The organism is Streptomyces sp. NPDC111507 (assembly GCF_055638955.1).
Window position 1 is genome coordinate 139,287 of record NZ_JBVKBU010000021.1, and the last position, 22,332, is coordinate 161,618.

General features: G+C 71.9%; 19 protein-coding genes and 1 tRNA gene. 9 read left to right on the forward strand and 11 right to left on the reverse strand.

Features of this window, described 5'->3' with window-relative positions; translation table 11 throughout:
* Nucleotides 1–124: 124 nt before the first annotated feature.
* A complete protein-coding gene (gene ssgD, locus ACZ7M2_RS46380) occupies nt 125–541 on the forward strand; it encodes a spore wall synthesis regulator SsgD (RefSeq protein ID WP_471600403.1) in 417 nt (138 codons plus the stop codon).
* A 15-nt stretch (nt 542–556) separates the two neighbouring features.
* On the opposite strand, the gene ACZ7M2_RS46385 is transcribed toward ssgD, so the two are convergent.
* Complete coding sequence (locus ACZ7M2_RS46385) at nt 557–1,426, reverse strand: isocitrate lyase/PEP mutase family protein (RefSeq protein ID WP_471600404.1); 870 nt, start codon at nt 1,424–1,426, stop codon at nt 557–559.
* A 155-nt stretch (nt 1,427–1,581) separates the two neighbouring features.
* Entirely contained in the window at nt 1,582–2,262 is a 681-nt protein-coding gene (locus tag ACZ7M2_RS46390; RefSeq protein ID WP_471600405.1) for a GOLPH3/VPS74 family protein, read from the reverse strand.
* Between the two features lie 302 nt (nt 2,263–2,564).
* Here ACZ7M2_RS46390 and ACZ7M2_RS46395 point away from each other — a divergent pair, with 302 nt between their 5' ends.
* The 3 genes from ACZ7M2_RS46395 (at nt 2,565) to ACZ7M2_RS46405 (ending at nt 6,342) form a co-directional block, all read left to right on the forward strand.
* On the forward strand, nt 2,565–4,199 hold the full coding sequence (locus ACZ7M2_RS46395) for an ABC-F family ATP-binding cassette domain-containing protein (protein ID WP_471600406.1): 1,635 nt from the start codon (nt 2,565–2,567) through the stop codon (nt 4,197–4,199).
* A gap of 169 nt (nt 4,200–4,368) precedes the next feature.
* Entirely contained in the window at nt 4,369–5,145 is a 777-nt protein-coding gene (ddaH, locus tag ACZ7M2_RS46400; protein ID WP_471600407.1) for a dimethylargininase, read from the forward strand.
* 219 nt (nt 5,146–5,364) lie between these two features.
* Nucleotides 5,365–6,342, forward strand: coding sequence for an acyl-ACP desaturase (locus tag ACZ7M2_RS46405; protein WP_471600408.1), 978 nt, complete (start codon nt 5,365–5,367; stop codon nt 6,340–6,342).
* 23 nt (nt 6,343–6,365) lie between these two features.
* Here the strand turns inward: ACZ7M2_RS46405 and ACZ7M2_RS46410 are convergent, their stop codons facing one another.
* The 3 genes from ACZ7M2_RS46410 to ACZ7M2_RS46420 form a co-directional block, all read right to left on the reverse strand.
* Nucleotides 6,366–9,734 (reverse strand): hypothetical protein, encoded by a 3,369-nt coding sequence (locus ACZ7M2_RS46410; RefSeq protein ID WP_471600409.1) that lies wholly within the window; start codon nt 9,732–9,734, stop codon nt 6,366–6,368.
* A gap of 95 nt (nt 9,735–9,829) precedes the next feature.
* Nucleotides 9,830–9,901: transfer RNA gene (locus ACZ7M2_RS46415), tRNA-Ala, on the reverse strand.
* Between the two features lie 154 nt (nt 9,902–10,055).
* Nucleotides 10,056–10,304, reverse strand: coding sequence for a WhiB family transcriptional regulator (locus ACZ7M2_RS46420; protein WP_177324188.1), 249 nt, complete (start codon nt 10,302–10,304; stop codon nt 10,056–10,058).
* A 234-nt stretch (nt 10,305–10,538) separates the two neighbouring features.
* Between ACZ7M2_RS46420 and ACZ7M2_RS46425 the strand changes: the two genes are divergently transcribed.
* Nucleotides 10,539–11,330, forward strand: a complete 792-nt coding sequence (locus ACZ7M2_RS46425; protein ID WP_471600410.1) for a VOC family protein — start codon at nt 10,539–10,541, stop codon at nt 11,328–11,330.
* A gap of 214 nt (nt 11,331–11,544) precedes the next feature.
* Nucleotides 11,545–12,213: a TetR/AcrR family transcriptional regulator gene (locus ACZ7M2_RS46430; RefSeq protein ID WP_471600411.1), complete on the forward strand. Its 669-nt coding sequence runs from the start codon at nt 11,545–11,547 to the stop codon at nt 12,211–12,213.
* Between the two features lie 52 nt (nt 12,214–12,265).
* Here ACZ7M2_RS46430 and ACZ7M2_RS46435 read toward each other — a convergent pair whose 3' ends face one another.
* Both ACZ7M2_RS46435 and ligD read right to left on the reverse strand, forming a co-directional pair.
* Nucleotides 12,266–13,303, reverse strand: a complete 1,038-nt coding sequence (locus ACZ7M2_RS46435) for a LacI family DNA-binding transcriptional regulator (protein ID WP_471600412.1) — start codon at nt 13,301–13,303, stop codon at nt 12,266–12,268.
* 244 nt (nt 13,304–13,547) lie between these two features.
* On the reverse strand, nt 13,548–14,564 hold the full coding sequence (gene ligD, locus ACZ7M2_RS46440) for a non-homologous end-joining DNA ligase (RefSeq protein ID WP_471600413.1): 1,017 nt from the start codon (nt 14,562–14,564) through the stop codon (nt 13,548–13,550).
* A 74-nt stretch (nt 14,565–14,638) separates the two neighbouring features.
* Between ligD and ACZ7M2_RS46445 the strand changes: the two genes are divergently transcribed.
* Nucleotides 14,639–15,709: an ATP-dependent DNA ligase gene (locus ACZ7M2_RS46445; RefSeq protein WP_471600414.1), complete on the forward strand. Its 1,071-nt coding sequence runs from the start codon at nt 14,639–14,641 to the stop codon at nt 15,707–15,709.
* Nucleotides 15,710–15,864: 155 nt separating this feature from the next.
* On the forward strand, nt 15,865–16,866 hold the full coding sequence (locus ACZ7M2_RS46450; RefSeq protein ID WP_471600424.1) for a DUF3048 domain-containing protein: 1,002 nt from the start codon (nt 15,865–15,867) through the stop codon (nt 16,864–16,866).
* Nucleotides 16,867–16,919: 53 nt separating this feature from the next.
* On the opposite strand, the gene ACZ7M2_RS46455 is transcribed toward ACZ7M2_RS46450, so the two are convergent.
* From ACZ7M2_RS46455 to ACZ7M2_RS46470, 4 genes are all read right to left on the reverse strand, one after another.
* On the reverse strand, nt 16,920–18,158 hold the full coding sequence (locus ACZ7M2_RS46455) for a vWA domain-containing protein (protein WP_471600415.1): 1,239 nt from the start codon (nt 18,156–18,158) through the stop codon (nt 16,920–16,922).
* On the reverse strand, nt 18,155–19,414 hold the full coding sequence (locus ACZ7M2_RS46460) for an AAA family ATPase (protein ID WP_352047701.1): 1,260 nt from the start codon (nt 19,412–19,414) through the stop codon (nt 18,155–18,157). Before ACZ7M2_RS46460 ends, ACZ7M2_RS46455 begins: the two co-directional genes overlap by 4 nt.
* Nucleotides 19,415–19,512: 98 nt before the next feature.
* On the reverse strand, nt 19,513–21,006 hold the full coding sequence (locus ACZ7M2_RS46465; protein ID WP_471600416.1) for a hypothetical protein: 1,494 nt from the start codon (nt 21,004–21,006) through the stop codon (nt 19,513–19,515).
* An 89-nt stretch (nt 21,007–21,095) separates the two neighbouring features.
* Complete coding sequence (locus ACZ7M2_RS46470; RefSeq protein ID WP_471600417.1) at nt 21,096–21,599, reverse strand: MarR family winged helix-turn-helix transcriptional regulator; 504 nt, start codon at nt 21,597–21,599, stop codon at nt 21,096–21,098.
* A 221-nt stretch (nt 21,600–21,820) separates the two neighbouring features.
* Between ACZ7M2_RS46470 and ACZ7M2_RS46475 the strand changes: the two genes are divergently transcribed.
* On the forward strand, nt 21,821–22,332 hold a 512-nt coding region (locus ACZ7M2_RS46475), incomplete at its 3' end, for a CoA transferase subunit A (protein ID WP_471600418.1).

Genomic DNA, 22,332 nt, shown 5'->3' on the forward strand with positions numbered 1-22,332 from the left:
GAATGAACTCGGTGACAGAGGTCACTTGGGTTTCAGGTGCACTGAATGACTCATTCCGTCGTCTCATACATTGCCCGGCCTCATCCGCCCGGAGTTCGTCCAGCCGTCACAAGGGAGCAAGGCGTTGTCCACCGTCATCGAGCAGCCCGTAGAGGCCCGCCTCGTCGCCGCCGCCCCGCGGATGCCGAGCATTCCCGCCACGCTCCACTACGACCGGAGCGACCCCTTCGCCGTCCGTATGACCTTCCCCGCCCCGGCCACACTGGAGGGCGTGGAGGTCTGCTGGACATTCGCGCGCGAGCTGCTCGCGTCCGGGCTGGAGGACTCCGTGGGGTACGGCGACGTACGGGTGCGGCCGTACGGCTACGACCGCACCGTTCTGGAGTTCCACGCCCCCGAGGGCACCGCCGTGGTGCATGTGCGCTCGGGCGAGGTGCGGAAGTTCCTCCAGCGGACGACCGAACTGGTGCCCGTCGGACTCGAGCATCTCCAGGTCGACCTGGACCACGACCTGGAGGAGCTGATGCGGGGCACCTGCTGAGCGACGCCCCCGCCCTCAGCGAGCGCCGCCCAGCAGGGTGTTGAGCTCGGCGTAGTCGAGTCCACCGGTCAGCGAGTCGTAGGTCCCCGCGCTCAGCAGCTCCCGCGCGGCACGGCGGACCACGGCGTGCGCGGCCTCAGCGATGCTCGAGCCCGTGCTGATCCGGGCGACCCCGAGCGCGGCCAGCTCCGCGACGGACGGTGCGCCGGGACCGACCAGCACATTGAGCGGGCCCTCGACACCCGCCACGAGCGACTTGACCGTCCCCGGGTCGACGGCCCCGGGAACGAAGATCCCGTCGGCTCCGGCGGCGAGGAAGGCGGCGGCTCGCTCCAGGGTCTCCTCGACCCCTCCCGCTCTCCTCAGAACGGTGTCGATGCGCGCGTTGATGAACAGCGGGACACCCGCCGCATCGGCTGCGGCACGGGCCGCGGCGATACGCTCCGCCTGCTCGGCGACCGGACGCAGCGGGCCACGGCCTCCGTCGCCGACACCCTCACCATCGTCACCTTCGCCGTCGTACAGCGCGTCCTCGATGTTCACGCCCACGGCGCCGGCCGCGAGCACCGCGCGGATCGTGTCCCCGACGCCAGCGGCGTCCTTCGCGTAGCCGCTCTCGATGTCCGCGCTCACCGGGACCCGGACCGCGGCAGCGATGCGAGCGACCGCGCCGAGGGCCCGGTCCCTGTCCAGCCTGTCCCCGTCGGCCGTTCCCAGGCCCCAGGCGAGCCCCGCACTGGTCGTCGCCACGGCGGCGGTCCCCGCCTCCTCGACCAGGCGCGCACTCGCCGTGTCCCAGGCGTTCGGGAGGACGAGGGGGCGGCCGGGGATGTGCAGGGCGCGGAAGGCGAGGGCGGTTTCGTGGGTGGGGTTCTGGTTCGTCATGGGGACGATCCCATCACCGGGGGCGGGGCGAGGGCTGGCAGGAATGCGACATGTGCGTGGGGAGGGGGAGCACGGCCGGGTACGGGCCGCCGGGGGGTTGCTCACGTGTCCCCCGCGCCCCTTCCCCGCCCGTTCCCCGCCTCTTCCCGCGCGCCTCAGCCCCCCGTTGCCGCGCCCGACGTCGATGCCGCCGTGGCCGCCACGACGATCGCGGTGCGCACCTCCTGGATGACCTTCTTCAGCGCCGGTGCCGCGGCTCCGCTGCGGTCGGTCAGCTCCTCGATGCGCTGCTTGTACAGCTTGCGGTCCTTGCCCGACGCCAGCGTGCGCAATTCGGCCGCGGCGGCGAGGGCGACAAGGGCCGCGTCGCGGTCGGAGACCTCCTCGACGGGCACGGGCCCCTCCAGCACGATCCGCGCCTCCTCCCGCAGCGCCTCCACCGCGGACACCCGCTCCAGCTCGTACTCCACGGACGGGAAGAGCCCGAGCACCCGTTTCTTCTCGGCCCGCAGGTATCCCTCGGCGGCGAGCTGCGCGCGGACCGCGTCCAGGGTGACGCGCGCCCGCAGGGTCACCCACGCCTTCCACTTCCGGGGCCGGGACTCCTCCACCAGTTCCAGGAGTCCGTCGAGCACGAGGTCCCCCGTGTGGGCGTCGGCGTCGACCGGTGTGGCGATGCCGTCCACGTCGGCGAGCAGTCCGCGCTGGGCGAGCTCCGTGAGGGCGCCGGCCCGCACCAGGTGGTGGAGGTGGGTCGCCCCCGTGACCTTGAGCCTCGTGGTGTCCCAGGCCAGCAGATAGAGCCGGGCGGGCAGCGACAGCGAGCCGTTGGGCACGGCGTCTCCTTCGGGGTCGAGGTCGGGGCCACGTTAATGCGTTGACAGCGTTCAGGACCGTTCCTACGGTGTAGAGCGGTCCTGTTGTCGTCGATCGGAGAAGGACGTTGCTCGTCTGAGGTCTGAGACACCGCGTCACACAGTGGGCTTTCGTCGCCCCCGTGTGCGCAGCGTGCGACCTCGGCGTATGAGCCGTCCTCCGGATCACGGGGCCTTCTTTCCACCCTCCTGACCGGATCGTCGTCACCTCGCGGTGTCCCGAACGCGTGCCCCTGACCGCACCCAGTAATCGCGAGGCCCTCATGTCATCTTTCCCCACCTCCCTCAGCTGCACCTCCCTCTCCTTCGCCTGGCCTGACGGAACCACCGTCTTCGACGACCTTCAGATCGCCTTCGGCCCCGGCAGGACCGGGCTCGTCGGCGTCAACGGATCAGGGAAATCCACCCTGTTGAAGCTGATCGCGGGCGAACTGGCCCCGGCCGACGGCACGATCCGCGTCACCGGCGAGGTCGGCCATCTGCCGCAGAACGTCACGCTCGACACCGCCCTGCGGGTCGACGAGGCGCTCGGCATCGCCGCCACGCGTGCCGCGCTGCACGCCATCGAGGCGGGCGACGCGGCCGAGGAGCACTTCGACGTCGTCGGCGACGACTGGGACGTCGAGGAGCGGGCGCTCGCCATGCTCGGCGAACTCGGACTCGGGCACGTCGAGCTGGACCGCACCATCGGCGAGGTCTCGGGCGGCGAGTCGGTACTGCTGCGCCTGGCCGCGCTGCTGCTGCGCCGGCCGGACATCCTGCTGCTGGACGAGCCCACCAACAACCTCGACCTGTATGCGCGCAGGCGGCTGTACGCGGCCGTCGAGGCCTGGTCCGGGGTCATGGTCGTGGTCAGCCACGACCGCGAACTGCTGGATCTGGTCGACCAGATCGCCGATCTGCGGTCGGGCGAGGTCACCTGGTACGGGGGCAACTTCTCCGCGTACGAGGAGGTCCTCGCCGGCGAGCAGGAGGCGGCGGAGCGCATGGTGCGCGTCGCCGAGTCCGATCTGAAGAAGCAGAAGCGCGAGCTGGTCGACGCGCAGGTCAAGCTCGCACGTCGCAAGCGCTACGGGCAGAAGATGTTCGAGCAGAAGCGCGAGCCGAAGATCGTCATGGGTGCGCGCAAACGGGCCGCCCAGGAGTCGGCGGGCAAGCACCGCATCATGCATGAGGAGAAGCTCGCCGAGGCGAAGGACCGGCTCGACGACGCGGTGGAGGCCGTACGGGACGACGACGAGATCCGTGTCGACCTGCCGTACACGGCCGTACCGCCGGGCCGCACCGTGCTCACGCTGGAGAACCTGGAGCTGAGGTACGGCGCGCGCGTGGACGGTGTGTTCGATCTGCGCGGGCCCGAGCGGATCGCGCTGATCGGGCGCAACGGCGCGGGCAAGACGACGCTGCTGCGGACGATCGCCGGGGAGCTGGAGGCCGTGTCCGGCCAGGCGCTGGCCCATGTGCCGCTCCGGTTCCTGCCCCAGCGACTCGATGTGCTCGACGGGGAGCTGACCGTGGCCGAGAACGTGGCCCGCTTCGCGCCCGCCGCCACGAACAACCGGGTCCGGGCGCGGCTCGCCCGCTTCCTGTTCAAGGGGGCGAAGGCCGACCAGCGGGCGGCGACGCTCTCCGGCGGCGAACGCTTCCGGGCGGCGCTCGCGGCGCTGATGCTCGCCGAGCCCGCGCCGCAGCTCCTGATGCTCGACGAGCCGACCAACAACCTCGACCTGGCGAGCGTCCGCCAGCTCACCACGGCGCTCGAGTCCTACGAGGGCGCGCTGATCGTCGCCAGCCATGACCTGCCGTTCCTGGAGTCGATCGGAATCACACGCCGGCTGTTGCTGGAAGGAGGAGAACTGAAAGAAACCACGGCGGAAGCTGTCGGGTATCCGACATAGCGCCGGGCCCGGAGGCTGACTAACGTCGCCTCCGGGCACCGCTCCGCGTCCCATGCGGACGCGGGTCCGCCCGCCGTCCGGTCCGGGGGTGCCGAGTCGGGGGCTGTTGTGCGCGCGAACGGCGCTGCATGATGTGCGCCGATGCACCCTGCCGATTCGGAGACCGCACGTGCCCAGCCAGAAAGCCCTCATCCGCAGGCCCAGTCCCCGTCTCGCCGAGGGACTGGTGACGCACATCGAGCGCGAGAAGGTGGACGTCGACCTGGCCGTCGAGCAGTGGGAGGCGTACGCCGAGGCGTTGCGCACGCACGGCTGGGAGACCGTCGAGGTCGATCCGGCCGACGACTGCCCCGACTCGGTGTTCATCGAGGACGCTGTGGTCGTCTTCCGCAATGTCGCGCTGATCTCCCGCCCCGGCGCCGAGTCCCGCCGCGCCGAGACCGCCGGGGTCGAGGAGGCCGTGGCCCGGCTGGGCTGCTCGGTGAACTGGATCTGGGAACCGGGCACCCTGGACGGCGGCGACGTCCTGAAGGTCGGCGACACGGTGTACGTGGGCCGCGGCGGGCGCACCAACGCGGCCGGGGTCCAGCAACTGCGGGCGGCCCTCGAACCGCTCGGGGCGCGAGTCGTGGCCGTACCCGTGAACAAGGTGCTGCATCTGAAGTCGGCGGTCACCGCGCTGCCCGACGGGACGGTCATCGGCCATGAGCCCCTGGTGGACACGCCTTCGCTGTTCCCGCGCTTCCTGCCGGTACCGGAGGAGTCCGGGGCGCACGTCGTGCTGCTCGGCGGCGGGAAGCTGCTGATGGCGGCGAGCGCCCCGAAGACGGCGGAGCTGCTCGCGGGCCTCGGTCTCGAGCCGGTTGTCGTGGACATCAGCGAGTTCGAGAAGCTCGAGGGGTGTGTGACATGCCTCTCGGTACGGCTTCGGGAGTTGTACGTCTGAGCACGCCCGCTCGCTGCTGAGACCCCCACTGATCAGGCACTCTTTACAGCGAACTTAACCTACGGTTTCGTAACCTACGGATACGTAGCCTACGATGCCGTAGGTTTCGTCTCCCGCTCGGTGACCCGCCGAGCAACACGCTCGGCGACACCCTCGGTAACACACCCGGCAACACCCTCGGTAACTCGCTCGGTATTTTCACGTCCCCCTGGAGCACCCGTGACGATCACTTCTCCCCACCTTGGCAGCCCGTCCACCGCCTGGACCGACGCTCGGCTGCTCTACGCGTTGGAAGAAGTCGTCGAGACCGAGCTCAACCGCCACCTCAAGGTGGCCAAGGACTGGATGCCGCACGAGTACGTGCCGTTCGGCGACGCCCGGAACTTCCCCGGCTTCTTCGAGGACGGCGAGGCCTGGGACAAGGGGCAGTCCAAGGTCACGGAGATCGGCCGGATCGCGCTGGTCGTCAACCTCCTGACCGAGGACAACCTGCCGAGCTACCACCACGAGATCGCCGCGCTCTTCGGCCGTGACGGCGCCTGGGGCACCTGGGTGCACCGCTGGACCGCCGAGGAGGGCCGACACGGCATCGTGATGCGCGACTACCTGCTCGCCTCGCGCGCCGTCGACCCCGACAAGCTCGAGGCGTTCCGCATGGCGCACATGAACGAGGGCTTCGAGTCGGACAACCGCCACTCGATGCTGCACACGGTCGCGTACGTCGCCTTCCAGGAGCTCGCGACCCGCGTCTCGCACCGCAACACCGGTCACCAGTCGGGCGACCCGGTCTGCGACCGCATGCTGGCGCGCATCGCGACCGACGAGAACCTGCACATGGTCTTCTACCGGAACCTTCTCAAGGCCGCGTTCGAGCTGGCCCCCGACCTGGCCATGCAGTCCGTCCGCGACGTCATCGTCGACTTCCGGATGCCCGGTCACGGCATGCCCGGCTTCGAGCGCGCCGCCGCGCAGATGGCCATCGGCGAGGTCTACAACATGCGCATCCACCACGACGACGTGCTGCAGCCGGTGCTGCGCCACCTGAAGGTCCTGGAGATGGACGGCCTCGGCCCCGAGGGCCTGCAGGCCCAGGAGGAGCTCGGCTTCTTCATGGGCGGCCTGGACGCGGAGGCCTCGAAGTTCGACGAGAAGCTCGCGGCCCGCAAGGCGCGGATGGCCGCGCGCGCCGCCGGCTGACCCCTTCTCCGGTCGAAGCCGCATCACTCGTACGCCGTCACCTGGTCCAGCGCCGCGTCCCGCACGTCGGCCACCGGGTGACGGCGCAGTGCTCTCAGCCGCTCCCGCCAGGGCGCGGCCCAGCCCGTGCGGGCGCCGATCGCGCCGGTGACGGCCGCCGCGAGCAGCCCCTCGCCGTGTCCGCCGTGCGCACCCAGCCGCCGCGCCACCTCCAGCAGGACGTCGGGATCCCCCTCGTGTGCCTGCCGCCGCAGTCGCTCCCCGAGCTCCCGGGCCGTCCGTGCGGCCAGCGCCGGGCGTCCCTCGGTGAGGGCGGCCAGGCGCTCCAGGTCCCCCGGTTCCCCGTCCAGGTCCAGGTGGAACGCCGTGATCGCGGCCGCCTGCGGTACGAAGGCGTCGTACCCGGCGAGCAGCTCGCCCGCGGCGAGGGCCGCCGGCCGGATGGGTCCCGGGGCCGTTCTGGCCTGCTGGGCGAGGCGTACGACGAGGTGGTCGACACGCTGCCTGGCCGGTCGGTCGCGCCGCTCGTCGGCATCGGCGCGGCCGATCTCCTCCGTCGCCGCGGCCGTCTCCGCCTCCGCCAACGCCCGCAGCGCCTGTTGCAGGCCCCGGCCGCCGCGTGGTGAGCCCGTCGCCGCGGTCACCAGACCATGGGCCGCCGCGCGCCAGCTGACGCGCCCCGTCAGATCGGTGACGGCGTCGGCGAGGACCGTCGGCGACTCGGGGGACCACGGCGCCCAGCGGGCCAGGGCGTCAAAGGCCAGGGTGGCGGTCTCGGGATCGTCGGTGGACGACACCTCGCGGACCAGTCCGGCGTACCGCTCGCGGTGAGGCTCTGGCAGGTCCAGCGGGGTGACGCGCAGGATCGCGGTGCGCAGGACCGGCTCGGCGCCCGCGGCGTCGCGCAGCAGTCCCCAGACCGGTTCCTCGGCGAGCAGGCCGCCCGCGAAGGCCACGATGGCGGCGCGGACGTCGACATGGGTGCCCGGCGCCGCGTACGCCTCGGTCAGCAGCGCCGCCGCCCGTGGCATCGGGAGCCGTACGGCGGCGAGCCGGGCGGCCTCCTTGCGGCTGGTCACCTTGGCGCGCGGCGCGAAGAGCACCGCGCGCAGTTGCGCGGCCAGGAGCGAGGGTGCCGCGTACCGGGAGGCCTGCGTGGCTGCGTAGACGGCGACCCGGGCCCGCTCGCCATCCGCGTGCGCCAGCAGCTCGGGCAGCGCGTCGGCGGGCCGGTCCGTACGGGCGAGTGCGGCGAGCGCCGCCTCGGCGAGCAGTACGTCCGGGGACCCGGTCCAATGGCGTACGAGATCGGTGCCGCTGCCGGGAACGAGGGCGCCCTGCGCGACGGCGGCGGACCGCTCGAAGAGCGGCAGCGCGGCGTCCTCGGTCTTGTCCGCCAACTGTCGTGCCACCGCGCGCTGTTGGCGTGGCACCCAGCGCCGTACGTCGCGGTCCACCGGTACGGTCCAGGGGGTGCCCTTGGTCAGAAAGCGGCCGTACGGAGGGGTCTCGGCGAGCAGCGGGTCGAGCAGGTCGGTGCGGTGCCGGGTGACGACCCCCAGGACCGGCCACAGCGCGCCCGCGGACGGTTCGAACGCGAGGATGCGGGCCACCCGTTCGTCGCGGGTCGCGGGCGGCTCGAGCCACAGTTCGACCGCGTGGCGCATGGTCGCGTCATTGCCGTACCGGATGGCCTGCCAGAGGAGTTCCTGAAGTTCGGGCATGCCGGCGGCTCGCCGCCCGACCGCGCGGGCGAGCGTGAAGGCGAGGCTGTAGTCGGCCTTTTCGGCACCCGCCTCGATCCAGGGGCGCAGGGCCTCGTACACCTGGTGCTCCTGGCCGCGCCGCAGCGTCGTGTCGAGACGGCCGAGGTCGGCGCCACCGGTGTTGCCGGAGATCCGGACCAGGGTGCGCAGGGCCCAGTTCACCAGCTCGCGCTGTCCGCCCGCCGCGTGCTCGCGCAGTACGGACAGGGCGAGGTCGCTGAGGTTCTCCCGGGTGGCGGGCGAGGAGTCGCGGGCCTCGACGGCGTCCGCGGTGATGCGGTCGAGGTGCGGCTCGGCGTCCTCGGTGAACAGCGCGGGCCGCACCCTGGACAGTGCGTCGAGCGCGGCCGAGCGCACCGGGTCGTGTTCGTTGCGCAGCCGGCCCATCTCCTCCAGGACGGAGGTGACGGCCGTGTGGTCGCCGGAGCGGGCGGCGTTGCGGATGAGCAACGGCCAGGCCTCGGCGCGGTCTTCGGCGGCCGGGCGGCGGGTGGCCTGGACCAGCCGTTCGCGTGCTTCCTCGACGGGCAGGAAGGACTCGGCGAGCAGCAGGGAGTTCCAGGGGGCGCCGTGCTCGCGTGCGACGGCCGCCATGCGTCGGGCCTCTTCGGCGACACTGCTGCGTGGCAGCATCGCGAGGATCATCGGGTCGATGGTGACGTGTCCGGCTCCTCGGCCTTCCTGTGCGGCCTGGTAGAAGGCGTGGCGTCGCGCCGGCGGCAGCGCCTTCACGAGCGGCGCGAGATCACCCCAGTCGGCCAAGGCCCTGCTGAATGCCAGGAGTTCGGGCGCGTCGGAACGGGCCAGCCTGCGCAGCACGGCGGGGCGCAGGGCGCGGTAGCGGCGCGCGGCGAAACCGGTGGGGGTGAGCAGCAGGCGCAGCAGCCGGCTCGGGTCGGCCGCCGCGAACCGCGGGAAGTGGTCGTGCAGCGGGAGGGGCAGGGTGGCGGGCCCGAAGCGTACGAGAAGGTCGAGCACGCGCAGGGGCTCCGTCGCGACCGTGGCGGCCACGCCCGGGACGTACCGGCCCCACCAGGTGCCCCGCAGGGCCTCGGGGAGCGCCGCCAGCTCGCCTTCGGCGACATCGAGAAGGGTGCCGGGATGCCGCCTGGCGAGGGTCTTCCAGCCGGTGACGGCGTGGAAGAGTCCGGGCAGCAGCCGGGCGACCGTCTCCGGCGCGCAGCCCGGCAGCAGACGGGCCGCCTCGGCGTCGCCCCAGTCCCGCCGCAGCCCCGGCAGCAGCCGGTCGGCCAGTGCCGTGCGCCGTCCCGCGACGATCGCGCGCAACAGCTCCCTGCGGACCGCCTCCGGGGCGTCGTCGAGCGCCGACTCGTAGGCGGAGTCGGGCACTTGGAGGCTGTCCGCGACCCGGAGGGCGTGTCCGCGCACGAAGGCGTCCGGGTCGGCGATGCGGTCCGCGATCCACTCGGCGTCGCGGCCGACGGCGGCCGCGACGACGGCGATCCCCCGTTCGTAGGGTCCGCGGGATTCGAGTTCTTCCAGCACGGGTCGCAGCGGGGCCTGCTCCTTCACCCGCAGGGCGAGTTCACGCATGCGCTGGGGGAAGGGCAGCGGGTCGAGGGCGTTGAGCAGACTGTCGGCGTGCCGCTGCGGGGTGCGATCCATGCGGGGATTGTGCCTGCCGGAGCGCGCGTGGCGTACTGGTTTCCGGGTGTGCTCCGGCGGGCCGGGGTGATCGTCGGGAAACCTGAGGGGCAGGGGGCGGGGCGGCTGGATTCGAACCGGCGTATCCGCCTTGCCAAGGCGGCGAGTCCGCCTCTGCTCTACGCCCGGGTGCGCCGCGGCGATCCCAGCCACCGCCACCGGATCGCCCCACCGAATGACGGCAGGGCTCCGGACCGGGGCAAGGCGCCGCCCGGACGCGGCTGTTCACGGCGTCCGGCGCGGGGCCCGGCGTCGTCGGGGGCCGTTTCGGCGTCGTAGGGGTCAGTTCTGGTCCGCGCGCCGGAGGCTCAGCCGTTCCTTCTCGGACAGGCCGCCCCAGACGCCGAAGCGTTCGTCGTTGTTCAGCGCGTACTCGAGGCAGGCGGAGCGCATCTCGCACATCCCGCAGATGCGCTTTGCCTCACGCACCGAGCTGCCCGGCTCGGGAAAGAAGAAATCGGCCCCGGTCTGCGCGCACAACGCCTGCTCCTGCCAGGCGGAGTCGGCCGGGGTCATGGTGTCGGTGTGCATGACGAGAATCGTGCCGCGCCGCGAAAAACGTTCGATCAACGCGAGATCAACGCCACGTACCGAGGTACCAGGCGGCTCGCCGCACAGTATGAAAACAAAACAACCATAACTGATCACCCAGCGTAATCACCATGGTCTCTCCTGCCCGCGGTGGGAGTCCTGGCAGCGATTGTCAGTGGGCGGTGCCAGACTCGGCACTACAGGCAACGGGACCCCTCAAAAGGAGGGCACAACATGCTCACCACCCGTTTTGTCACCGGCGCTCCGAACTGGCTCGATGTCGGCACCCCCGACATCGAAGGCGCCTCATCCTTCTATGGCGGCCTCTTCGGCTGGCAGTTCCAGTCGGCAGGCCCCGACGCCGGCGGCTACGGTTTCTTCCAGCTCGCCGGAAAGACCGCCGCGGGCGGTATGCAGACCACCGAGGAACAGGGCCCGCCCTCCTGGACGGTGTACTTCCAGAGCCCCGACGCGCAGGCCACGGCCAAGGCGGCCGAGCAGGCCGGCGGCAGCGTGCTCTTCCAGCCCATGGACGTCATGGGCCAGGGCCACATGGCGATTCTCGCGGACGAGGCGGGTGTGTCCTTCGGCATCTGGCAGCCGGGCCTGAACAAGGGCATCGACGTGGCGGGTGACCCGGGTTCGCTGTGCTGGGTCGAGCTCTACACCCCGGACGAGCCGGCGGCCGCCGCGTTCTACAACTCCGTGTTCGGCTGGGAGACCTCGGCCGCTGCGTTCCCCGGCGGCACGTACACCTGCATCAACCCCGCCGGGGCGGAGGAGACGGACATGTTCGGCGGCGTCGTCCCGCTGGCCGACGACCCGACCGAGGCCCAGTCGGGCGCGTACTGGCTGCCGTACTTCGAGGTCACCGACACGGACGCCACCGTCAGCAAGGCCCAGGAGCTGGGCGGCACGGTCCGTATGCCCGCCACGGACCTGGAGGGCGTCGGCCGCATGGCGAAGCTCGCCGACCCGTACGGGGCGCGCTTCGCGGTCATCAAGAGCGCGACGCGGGAGAGCTGAGCGTACGAGCGGGGCCGGTGAGACTCCTGCACGTGGGCCCCACCGGCCCCCTCTTCACTCCTGCCCTGGTCCGCCTTCAGCCGCGCCCTGGTCCGCTGCCCTCCGCCCGGAAATCCGCTGCACTCCGCCCGAAAAACGGGGATCACTCCCCATTTCTCGGTTCGACGCTACCATCAGTTCCGGGGAGCGCTCCCCGGAACTTCCGAGAGGCGACATGATGAAGGTCGACGTGAACGGGCCCGATCCGGTGCGGCGTCGCGACGCGCGGCGCAACCGCGAGCTGCTGGTCGAGGCGGCTCGCGAGGTGTTCGCCGCGCAGGGCCTGGACGCGCCGCTCGATGTGATCGCACGCCGGGCCGGTGTCGGAAACGCCACGCTCTACCGGCACTTCCCCAGCCGCGCCGCGCTGGTCGACGCGGTCTTCAGCGACTCGCTCACGCAGACCATGGACGCCGGAGACCGGGCCCGGACCGCCGAGGACGCCTGGGCGGGTCTGCTGGGATATGTCGAAGAGGTCTTCGAGGGCCTCGCCACCGACCGCGGCGCCAACGATCTGATGACCACCCATCTGGAGGGCGTCCACTCCCTCGACTCCGTGCACGCCCACAACCGGGAGACGGTGGAGGTGCTCCTGCGCCGCGGCCGCGAACAGGGCACGGTCCGCGACGATCTCACCACCGAGGACCTCCTCGTGGCGCTTGCCGTACTCGGCCGCGCCGTCCCGGCCCTCACGAGCACCGCCCCGGACGCCTGGCGCCGCCCCCTCGCCCTCCTCCTCGACGGACTGCGCGCCTCCCCCGCCGCCGCCCCACTGCCCGAGCCGTCGTTCACCCCGCCCCAACTCGGCACGTTCCTCGGCAACTTGGGCCCGCACCGGGACTGAAGTAGGCGAAGGGACGCGAACCGGAGCGGGCGGGCGCACCACGGGAACGGTCCTACGCGGAAACCCGTCGCACCAACGTCGTCGGCAGCACCACGCCGGCCGGGCCACCGTCCGCCCCCTGCCTGCCCGCCCGGCGATCGAGGTCCCGCAGCAGCAGTCGGGCCATCAACCGGCCCATTTCCTCTATGTCCTGACGGACCGTCGTGAGGGGTGGGTCCGTCTGTTCAGCGACCGGCAGCATGTCGTCGAACCCGATCACGGCGACGTCGTCCGGCACCCGCCGCCCCCGCTCGCGCAGCACCCGCAGGGCTCCCGAGGCCGTCAGGTCGTTCGCCGCGAACACCGCGTCGACGTCCGGGCAGCGCTCCAGCAGCTCCCGCATCGCACGCTCGCCGCCCGCGGGCGTGAAGTCGCCCTCGACGACGAGCCCCGGATCGGCGTCGCCCATGACGTCCCGGAAGCCGTCGAGCCGGTCGACGGCGGAGGTCTGGTCGAGGGCGCCGGTGATGTGCGCGACGCGGGTGCGGCCGAGTCCGACGAGATGGCGTACGGCCTCGCGAGCGCCGCCCCGGTTGTCGCTGTCGACGTAGACGGCCCGCCGCGCGCCGTCGCCCCAGCCGGGTCGCCCGCCGAACACGGTCGGCATGCCCGCGCCGTGGATGAGCTCCGGCAGCGGGTCGTCGAGGTGCAGCGAGAAGACGAGCGCGCCGTCGACATGGCCGCCGGCGAGATACCGGCCGACGCGCGCGTGGTCGTCGCGGCCCTCGGTGAGCAGCAGGACGAGCTGCGAGTCGTGTGCGGTCAGCTCCTTGCTGATGCCACGGAGCTGGAGGGCGAAGAAGGGGTCGGCGAAAACCCTGGTCTCCGGTTCGGCGATGACGACGGCGACGGCGTCGTGGCGCCGGGTGACCAGGCTGCGGGCGGCCTGGTTGGGGACGTAACCGAGCTCCTCGACGGCCCGTCTGACGCGCTCGACGAGCGGTTCGCGCACTCCGTCGCCGCCGTTGACGACGCGTGAGGCGGTGGCCCGTGAGACCCCGGCTCGCGCGGCCACGGCCTCCAGCGTGGGGCGCGACGCTGTCTCGGTCACCTCAGGGCTCCTCCTCGGCGGTTGCCAAGAAGGATAGCCCCGGGCAGCACGCGTTGAGAGCGCTCCCCGACCGACGTCCACCCCGTCGCTGCGGGACCGCCGGCGTGATCAGGAGGCCCTAAGCGGGTCGGGCGAAGTCCGCTGCGGTTCGGCGGCGCCCTGAGGGGGCGCGGGGAACTGCGCGACCGGCCACGATGGAGCCGCAGACGATCGACGGCACCTCCCCGCACTTCCAGCCGAGCGCTTAGCCGTCCTCGCGCTTGGCCCGGCTCGGTTGTACCCGTTTGGGCTCGCCCGGCATCTTCGGGTACTCGGGGGGATACGGCAGGTCCCCGAGGCCGTGGTCGTGTTCGTCACGGCTGGCCAGCTCCAGGAGCGCTTCGAGGGAGAAGGCGTGGTCGTCCATGTCGGCGTGCACGTCGCCGAGTTCGGCGAAGCGCTTGGGCATGGTCGCCAGGTCGAAGTCCCGGGGGCGCGCTTCGGCCACCTCGTCCCAGCGCAGGGGCGCGGAGACGGGGGCGTACGGGCGTGGCCGTACCGAATAGGCGGAGGCGATCGTGCGGTCCCGCGCGGTCTGGTTGTAGTCGACGAAGATCTTCTCGCCGCGTTCCTCCTTCCACCAGGCGGTGGTCACCTGGTCGGGCATCCGGCGTTCGAGTTCGCGCCCGGCGGCGATCGCGGCCCGGCGGACCTGGGTGAAGGTCCAGCGCGGCGCGATCGGGACGAAGACGTGCAGCCCTCGGCCGCCGGAGGTCTTGGGCCAGCCGCGCAGATCGCCGTACTCGTGCAGGACCTCGCGCAGCTCATGGGCGGCGCGCACGGCGTCCTCGTAGTCCGTGCCGGGCTGTGGGTCGAGGTCGATGCGGAGCTCGTCGGGGTGGTCGACGTCGTCGCGGCGCACCGGCCACGGGTGGAAGGTGAGGGTGCCGTACTGCGCGGCCCACACCACGGCCGCGACCTCGGTGGGGCACATCTCGTCGGCGGTGCGCCCGCTGGGGAAGGTGATGTGCGCGGTCGGGATCCAGTCGGGCATGTTCTTGGGCGCCCGCTTCTGGAAGAAGTTCTCGCCCGTGACACCCTCCGGGTACCGCTCCAGGGTGGTGGGGCGGTCGCGCAGGGCGCGCAGGATGCCCTCGCCGACGGACAGGTAGTACTGGGCGAGGTCCAGCTTCGTGAAGCCGCGCTCCGGAAAGAAGATCCTGCCCGGGCTGGACAGACGTACGGTCCTCCCGGTTGCGTCGAGTTCCACCGCATCGGCCATGCGAGCCACGGTAGGCCCAGCCCGCACAGCTCGCACACCGGGCGAAAGACATCGTGTCGCCGCAGAATCGAAGCATGGATCTGCCGGTGATGCCGCCTGTGAAGCCGATGCTCGCCAAGTCCGTGGCGAAGATCCCGCCGGACATGCAGTACGAGGCGAAGTGGGACGGGTTCCGCGCGATCGTGTTCCGCGACGGCGACGAGGTCGAGCTCGGCAGTCGTACCGGCAAGACGCTGACCAGGTACTTTCCCGAGCTGGTGGCGGCGTTGCGGGAGCGGCTGCCGGAGCGCTGTGTGATGGACGGCGAGATCGTGATCGCCAGGGAGGGACGGCTCGACTTCGACGCGCTCACCGAGCGTATCCATCCCGCGGACTCCCGGGTGCGGATGCTGGCGGAGAAGACTCCCGCCTCCTTCGTGGCCTTCGATCTGCTGGCACTGGCCGACGAGTCTCTGCTCGACGTGACCCTCGGCGACCGGCGGGCCCTGCTGACGATGGCGCTGTCGGGGGTGACGGCCCCGGTTCACGTGGCACCGGCGACCACGGACCGCGAGGTGGCGGAGCGGTGGTTCGAGCAGTACGAGGGCGCGGGCCTCGACGGGGTCATCGCCAAGCCGCTCAACCTGCGCTACCGGCAGGACGAGCGGGCCATGTTCAAGATCAAGCACGAGCGCACCGCGGACGTCGTCGTCGCGGGGTACCGCCTCCACAAGAGCGGGCCCGTCGTCGGTTCCCTGCTGCTCGGTCTGTACGACGACGAGGGCATCCTCCAGCACGTGGGGGTGAGCGCCGCCTTCCCGATGAAACAGCGGGCAGAGCTGGTGGAGGAGCTGGAGCCGCTGCGCATGGAGGACGTCGAGCGGCATCCCTGGGCGGCCTGGTCGCAGGAATCGGCGCACGAGTCCGCGCGGCTGCCGGGCGCGCCCAGCCGGTGGTCGACGACGAAGGACTTCTCCTGGGTGCCGCTGCGGCCCGAGCGCGTGGCGGAGGTGGCGTACGACCACATGGAGAACGGCGTGCGGTTCCGTCACACGGCCCGCTTCCGCCGCTGGCGCCCGGACCGGACCGCGGAGAGCTGCACGTACAGCCAGTTGGACGAGCCGGTCGGGTACGACCTCGCGGAGATCCTCGGCCCGCAGAACTGACGCTGTCACCCGCACAACCGACCCGCGGCCCGATCGGTCCAACAAGGGGGCTGATCCGCCCAACTCGACGCGCGCGAACAGAAGTGAGCGGGTATGGCCACCGATGAACCTATGAGCGCACAATCGATGGCACGGGACAGGGTGGCACGTTGAGCATGCGACAGATGGCGCGGACGCGGTGCGGCGCGATGACGGCGGCACTGCTGACCGTCGTCGCGGCGGGCTCTTTGATGACGGGCTGCTCCTCGGGCAGCAGCGCCACCGACGACGGACGCGCCCCGGCACCGAGCCACAGCCAAGGGCAGGAGACGGGGCCGACGCAGAGTCCTTCCAGTACCGTCGGCGCCGGTCCCGTGCTCGCCGTGAAGATCGACAATGTGAGCGCGGCGCGCCCTCAGACGGGTCTCGACGCGGCGGATGTCGTCTACGCGGAGCAGGTCGAGGGTGGTCTGAGCCGGCTGATGGCCATCTACGCGAGCAAGTTGCCCCAGGCTGTCGGGCCGGTGCGCAGTGCGCGCGAGTCGGACCTGGAGCTGCTGCGCCAGTTCGACATGCCGACGCTCGCCTTCTCGGGTGCCCAGCACAAGCTGCTGCCGGTCATCGCCAAGGCACCCGTGCATGCGGTGTCGGCCGATCAGGGCTCCAGCGCGTACTACCGCAGTGCCTCCAAGGTCGCCCCCCACAACCTCTTTCTGCACCCGAAGCAGCTCATGCGCTCCGCGCCGGGGGCCGCCGCCCTCACCACCGGGTTCCACTTCGGTGCCGCCCCGGCGGGCGGCAGCCCGGAGACCTCGCGCACGGTGCGCTTCCCCTCGGCCCGCTTCACCTTCGCCTGGTCGGCGAGCAAGCACCGCTGGCTCGTGTCGATGGGCGGGACACCGACGGTGACTTCGGACGGGAAGCGGGTGGCGCCCGCGACCGTGGTCGTGCAGTACGTGAAGGTGCGCAACTCCAAGTACCACGACGTCCTCGGCAACAACACGCCGTACACGGAGACGGTGGGCTCGGGGACGGCGAAGGTACTGCGCGACGGCAAGGTCTTCGACGTCGACTGGAAGCGCCCGACCGCCGGCGACGGCACGGACTTCACGACCACCGACGGCGCGCCGATGAACTTCGCGAAAGGGCAGGTGTGGGTGGTCCTCGCCAAGGCATGACGACGAAGCCATGACGGCTGAGCCGTGACGACGAATCCGTGACCGCGGCGGGGCTACCCGATGACTACCACTCGTGCCCACGGGGGCGGTGCGTCCGGTGCGTAGTCGGGATCGTCCTCGTCCCCCGACCCGGCTGCCCGCTCCCGGGGGAACAGACCCACCACCGTCCGGCATGGTGGCCGGTCCGGCCACGGCGTCTGCCCGTCCGTCAGGACCACGACGACGTCCGGCCGGGGCTGCACCCTGAGCGCCTTGGCGAAGCCCGTGCGCAGGTCCGTACCCCCGCCGCCCACCAGCGGTATCCCCTCGGCACGGCACAACGGGTGCGCGATCGGGGCCGCCGCGTCGCAGGGCACCACGGTGACCAGGTCGCGGCGGCCGCCCACGGCGCGGGAGATGGCGGTGACCTCGAGGAGCGCGCTGCCCAGTTCGGCGTCACTGACCGACCCGGAGGTGTCGATGACCACGCAGACCCGTGGCGGCCTGCGTCGCAGGCTCGGCAGCACGGCGCGGGGCACCCCGGCCGAGCGCCGCGACGGCCGGCCGTACGTGTAGTCCTCTCCCACGCCGGAGCTGGAGGCCGCCGAGCGGACCGCCGCGCCCAGCAACTCGCGCCAAGGCTGCGGCGGGTGGAACGCTTCGTCCGCCCACCGCCGCCACCCGTTCGGGGTGTCTCCCGGGCGGGCGGTGATGCCCTGCGCCACCCGGAACCGCACCGCGTCCCGTTCCTGCGGGCTGAGGCCGTGCGCGCCGTCCGGGCCGAGGTCCCACTCCCGTTCGAGTCCGTCGGCGCCGCTTCCGCAGTCCAGCCAGGCCAGGCTCTGGGTGAGCGCCCCGAGTCGGAACTGGCGCAGGTAGTCCTCCATGAGCTGTCCCTCGGGCAGCTTCAAGAACCCTGGCGTGACGACGCCTTCGGGCCGGAGCAGTCCGTCGCCGAACGCGTCGTCGTTGATCTCGCAGTCCGCGGCGATGTTCATCCGCAGCCGTTCCCCCGGGCCGGTCAGTCCGCGCTCCCGCGCGACCCTGTCCCCGCGCCCGTGGTGGTCGCGCAGGAGGTGCGACACCTCGTGCACCCACACCCCGGCCAGTTCCTCCACCGGGGTCCGGTCCACGAACGCCGGCGAGGCGTAACAGCGCCAGTGCCGGTCGACGGCCATCGTCGGCACGCGCCGCGACTCCACGGTGTGCAGGGCGAACAGTGCTGTGGCCAGGTAGGGCCGGACCCGGGCGGCGTGCAGCCGGGCGGCGAAGAGCTTGTCGAGGTCCAGTGTCCCCGGTGCGGGCGCGGTCATCGTCCGGCCTTCGCGGCGGCCGTCCGGACCGCCGCCCGGTCCGCCCGCCGGGACAGGGACACCGCGCCGGCAAGCCGCTCGATCGCTGCCGGAACGTCCCAGTCCTCCTGGCGCAGCGAGGCGAGTGTGGTCGCCGGGACGACCACCAGGTCCGGGGCTCCGGTCTCCAGCGCCCGCACCAGGAGCGCCCATGCCGCGTCCCAACGGGACTTCTCCGGACGCCCGCGGACCGCGGCCACCACACCGTCGAGCACGGCTTGGCGGAGATCCCCCCGCTCGGGCAGGTCGGCACCCGCCGGGTCGGCGAGCAGTGTCTCGGGGTCCGGGAGGTCCATCCGGTCCAGGCTTGCCAGCAGTTCCAGCCCGGGACCGTCCCCCACCGTGCCCCTGACCAGCAGGGAAAGCACTTCTCGGGAGGAGCCGGCCGCGGTGGCGAAGGCGACGAGACCCAGGGTCATCTCCCAGCTCCGGGGCGACGGCCAGGGACCGCCCCGGCGTGTTTCGTTGCTCGGCAGCCGGTGCACGAGTGCGGGGCGGGCGGAGAGGAGCCCGCACACCGCGCGCCGGGCGAAGTCCACGGCTTCCGGCAACCGCCCCGGGTCGAGCCGGGGCAGTGTCGCCCGCGGCCATGTCCCCCCGAGGCCGCGCACCACGACCTCGTGGTCGTGGGTCCACTGAAGATGCACGAACCGGTTGGCCAGCGGCGGGCTCAGCTCCCAGCCGTCGGCGGCCGAGGACCGCGGATTGGCGGCAGCCACGATCCGGACCTCGGGCGGCAGTTGAAGGGCGCCGATCCGCCGCTCCAGGACGAGGCGGAGCAGGGCGGCCTGGACGGCCGGTGGCGCGGTGGACAGCTCGTCCAGGAACAGCAGCCCGCGGCCCGCCCGTACCAGTCGCACCGCCCAGTCCGGCGGGGCCATCGGGACACCCTGCTGCGCGGGGTCGTCGCCGACGATGGGCAGTCCCGAGAAGTCGGACGGCTCGTGCACGCTGGCGATCACGGTGGTCAGCGGAAGGTCCAGGGCCGCGGCGAGCTGGGTCAGGGCCGCGGTCTTGCCGATCCCCGGCTCACCCCACAGGAGCACGGGCAGGTCGGCGGCCACGGCCAGCGTCAGTGCCTCCAGCTGGATGTCGGGGCGCGGTTCGGTGCCGGCGTCACGCAGCAGCGCCAGCAACGCGCCGGCTACGTCGATCTGAGAGGCGGGGGCCGGGTCGGCAGGAGTGTCGGTCGCAACGAATGGTGTACATGTGGGCATATCTCATCACCTTTAGGTCGTTGGGGAACGAGTGGGTGGGTGCGCTTGGCGGGTGCGCTGGGTGGCCAGGCGGGCGCAGGGGGGCGGACGCCCCCGGGTCAGCGAGCGGTCGTGTGGCGCGGGTGCGCTCGGTACCCACGGGGGCGGTCGGAGCCGGGGAGCAGGCGGCCGGATCCGGGGCCGGGGCCGGTCATGCCCGCCCTGAACAGGCCGTACGTGATCCGCCGTAGCGCGGCCGCCTCGAGTTCGTCCCGCAGTGGGCCGCTGCGCAGCACCGCGTCCGGACCCAGCAGGCCCTCGACGACGTCCAGCGCACCGGCGGTGTCACCATGGATCAGGCGTTCGCGGACACCGGTGAGGCAGTCCGGACGGCGGTGCGCCTCGTCGATGGCCCGCAGGCAGGGAAGCGGCGTACCGGTCAGCGCGACCAGCAGTTCCTCCCGGCGGATCTCGGCCGGATCATGGTCCAGCGGCGCCAGCACCCCGTCGACCAGGCCGATACGGTGCTGGGCTCCCCGGCAGTCCACGAGGCGTGGCTGCCCGGCCCGGCCCGGTGTCCGGGAGGGACCGGCCGGGGCATACTCCCCCGCCGAGGAGGAAGCGGTCGGCGAGTGATCCGGTACCAGTGCCGAGGCGACCAGCGGATGCAGCCGATCGACCTCGATCGAACCGGTGCGGATCAGTTCCAGGTCGGGCAGCAGCCAGGTGGCCGCGTCGGGCAGAACGGGCAGCGCGCAGACGCTGCCGTCCGTGGGCGCCGCCGCGATCCGCACACCCGGCGGCCCGACGCCGTCCCCGTCCGCGACCACGTCCAGGACCAGCCGGTCCCGGGCCCCGAGCCGCACGACGACGGTACCGGCCGTCCGCCCCTGGGCCTGGGCCTGGGCCTGGGCCTGGAGCACCATCCCCGCCTCGGCCGCCCAGCGATCCACTGCACACCCGCGCCCCCGCAGCCCGATTCCCGGCGGATCCGGGTTCTCGGGGCGGACGTCGTCGGGCGCCAGGTCGGCCCCGGACCGCACGCGCAGCTCATCGGTCCTGCGCGCGTCCCACAGATGGCGGTGCAGGTCGAGGCGGAAGCGGCGGCTGGGACGGGGGTGCGGATGCCGGCGGACACCGGCCTCGAAGGGGGATCCGTCGTGCGATCCGTCGCGGAGTCCGGCCTGCGGCGCCGCCCACAGGGCGAGGCTGATCCGCTGACCGCCGTCCGCCCAGGCCGGTGGAGTCCGCACGACGAGGTGCACCGGGCCTACGCCGTCACGCCCTTGGGCGTCGTACCGAGCCAGGGCGATGGTCAGACCCGGGCGCAGCAGTCCGTGCGGAGCGATCCTCGGCATGTGCCAGCGCAGCAGGTCGGGAGCCAGATGGCGGAGATCGCCCCGGACCCTGGCGGCGAGGTCGTGGCCGTAAGTGCGCGCCACGGAACGCAGGTTGAGATCGACATCGATGCCTGCGGCGGCGCACGCCCCCGCCCAGTCCCCGGCACGGCGGCGGGCGGTCGCAGTCTCGATCATGGCGGGCGGCACGGCGAACTCTCGCACGGGCAGCCAGAAGGAAAGGCGGGAATCCCCATTCGCGGTCCGAGTGAGCATCAGCACTCACCTTGCGCGGACGGGACCCCCATTCTGCCGACAGAGTGAGTCATCATCGCGGGGAGCCTAGCGCTCCTGACCGTGATCTGTCAGATGTTTTCGCCCGGCGTCGCCTGGCGAAGGACCCCCTGGCGTTGCGTGGTGAGGGGTTCCGTCGGGTTGCGCAGCCCCTCCGCGGCGTCCGAGACACGCTGGATGAGGTCGAAGAAGACGGACTGCTCCTCGGCGGAGAGCGGGGCCAGGAAGACTTGGTTCATACGCGCCGTGCGCACGGTCAGCTTGCGGTGCGTACGCGTCCCCTCGTCGGTGAGACGCAGCAGGAAGCGGCGGCCGTCCTGCGGATCGCGCACCTTGTCGAGCAGGCCCCGGCGACTGAGCCGGCTGATGACCTCGGCGATGGTCGACCGGTCCAGGCCCACTCGCTCCCCCACCGTGCGTTGATCCAGTCCCGGCTCCGCGACCAGCGCGTTCAGGACCGCGAACTGCGGTGAGGTGATCTCCTCGGAGACCATCGTGTTCCACAGCAGATAGTGAGCCTGCTGGAGTCGCCGGGCGAGGTGCCCGGGGTGGGTGGTGAGGTCCACCGCAGCCATGTGCGCTCCCCCTGGGTGAGTCCGTCATTTCGTTGGTGCACTGAACGATACCGCGCATCACCGGGATGCGTACCAGCGCGCTAACGGCCTCGCACCCGCCAATCTCATGGAAGTCTTGACGACACGGGCCACTGGTGGCAGCGTAAGTGAAACCTCGCAGAAATAATCAGTGCCCTGAGTAATTGAGGGTCTGGACGCTTGGAAGAGATGGGGCTTCACGGATGGACAAGGTGGTCGCCACAGCCCTGGAGGCGGTGGCCGATGTGCCGGACGGCGCGACCCTGGCGGTCGGCGGTTTCGGGCTGAGCGGTGTGCCGAACGTGCTGATCGAGGCGCTGTACGCGCGCGGAGTCGGCGGTCTGGGCGTGGTGTCCAACAACTGCGGGGCGATGGAGTCCGGGCTCGCGGTGCTGCTGTCCGCCGGGCGGATCGCGCGGGTGACCGGCTCCTACATCGGGGCGAACAAGGAGTTCGCGCGGCAGTATCTGGCGGGTGAGCTGGAGGTGGAGATGATCCCGCAGGGCACGCTCGCGGAGCGGTTGCGTGCGGGTGGTGCGGGGATCCCCGCCTTCTTCACCCCGGCCGGGGTCGGCACCCAGGTCGCGGACGGCGGCCTGCCCTGGCGCTACGACGGCTCGGGCGGGGTGGCGCTGGCGTCGCCGCCGAAGGAGGTGCGCGAGTTCGACGGCACCGAGTACGTGCTGGAACACGGGATCCGTACCGACTTCGCGCT

Coding starts and splice junctions, on each gene's coding strand:
- ACZ7M2_RS46385 (WP_471600404.1), bottom strand. CDS start 1,426: ATGACGAACCAGAACCCCACCCACGAAACCGCCCTCGCCTTCCGCGCC.
- ACZ7M2_RS46395 (WP_471600406.1), top strand. CDS start 2,565: ATGTCATCTTTCCCCACCTCCCTCAGCTGCACCTCCCTCTCCTTCGCC.
- ACZ7M2_RS46410 (WP_471600409.1), bottom strand. CDS start 9,734: ATGGATCGCACCCCGCAGCGGCACGCCGACAGTCTGCTCAACGCCCTC.
- ACZ7M2_RS46420 (WP_177324188.1), bottom strand. CDS start 10,304: ATGCACACCGACACCATGACCCCGGCCGACTCCGCCTGGCAGGAGCAG.
- ACZ7M2_RS46425 (WP_471600410.1), top strand. CDS start 10,539: ATGCTCACCACCCGTTTTGTCACCGGCGCTCCGAACTGGCTCGATGTC.
- ACZ7M2_RS46430 (WP_471600411.1), top strand. CDS start 11,545: ATGATGAAGGTCGACGTGAACGGGCCCGATCCGGTGCGGCGTCGCGAC.
- ligD (WP_471600413.1), bottom strand. CDS start 14,564: ATGGCCGATGCGGTGGAACTCGACGCAACCGGGAGGACCGTACGTCTG.
- ACZ7M2_RS46445 (WP_471600414.1), top strand. CDS start 14,639: ATGGATCTGCCGGTGATGCCGCCTGTGAAGCCGATGCTCGCCAAGTCC.
- ACZ7M2_RS46450 (WP_471600424.1), top strand. CDS start 15,865: ATGCGACAGATGGCGCGGACGCGGTGCGGCGCGATGACGGCGGCACTG.
- ACZ7M2_RS46455 (WP_471600415.1), bottom strand. CDS start 18,158: ATGACCGCGCCCGCACCGGGGACACTGGACCTCGACAAGCTCTTCGCC.
- ACZ7M2_RS46460 (WP_352047701.1), bottom strand. CDS start 19,414: ATGCCCACATGTACACCATTCGTTGCGACCGACACTCCTGCCGACCCG.
- ACZ7M2_RS46465 (WP_471600416.1), bottom strand. CDS start 21,006: ATGCTCACTCGGACCGCGAATGGGGATTCCCGCCTTTCCTTCTGGCTG.
- ACZ7M2_RS46470 (WP_471600417.1), bottom strand. CDS start 21,599: ATGGCTGCGGTGGACCTCACCACCCACCCCGGGCACCTCGCCCGGCGA.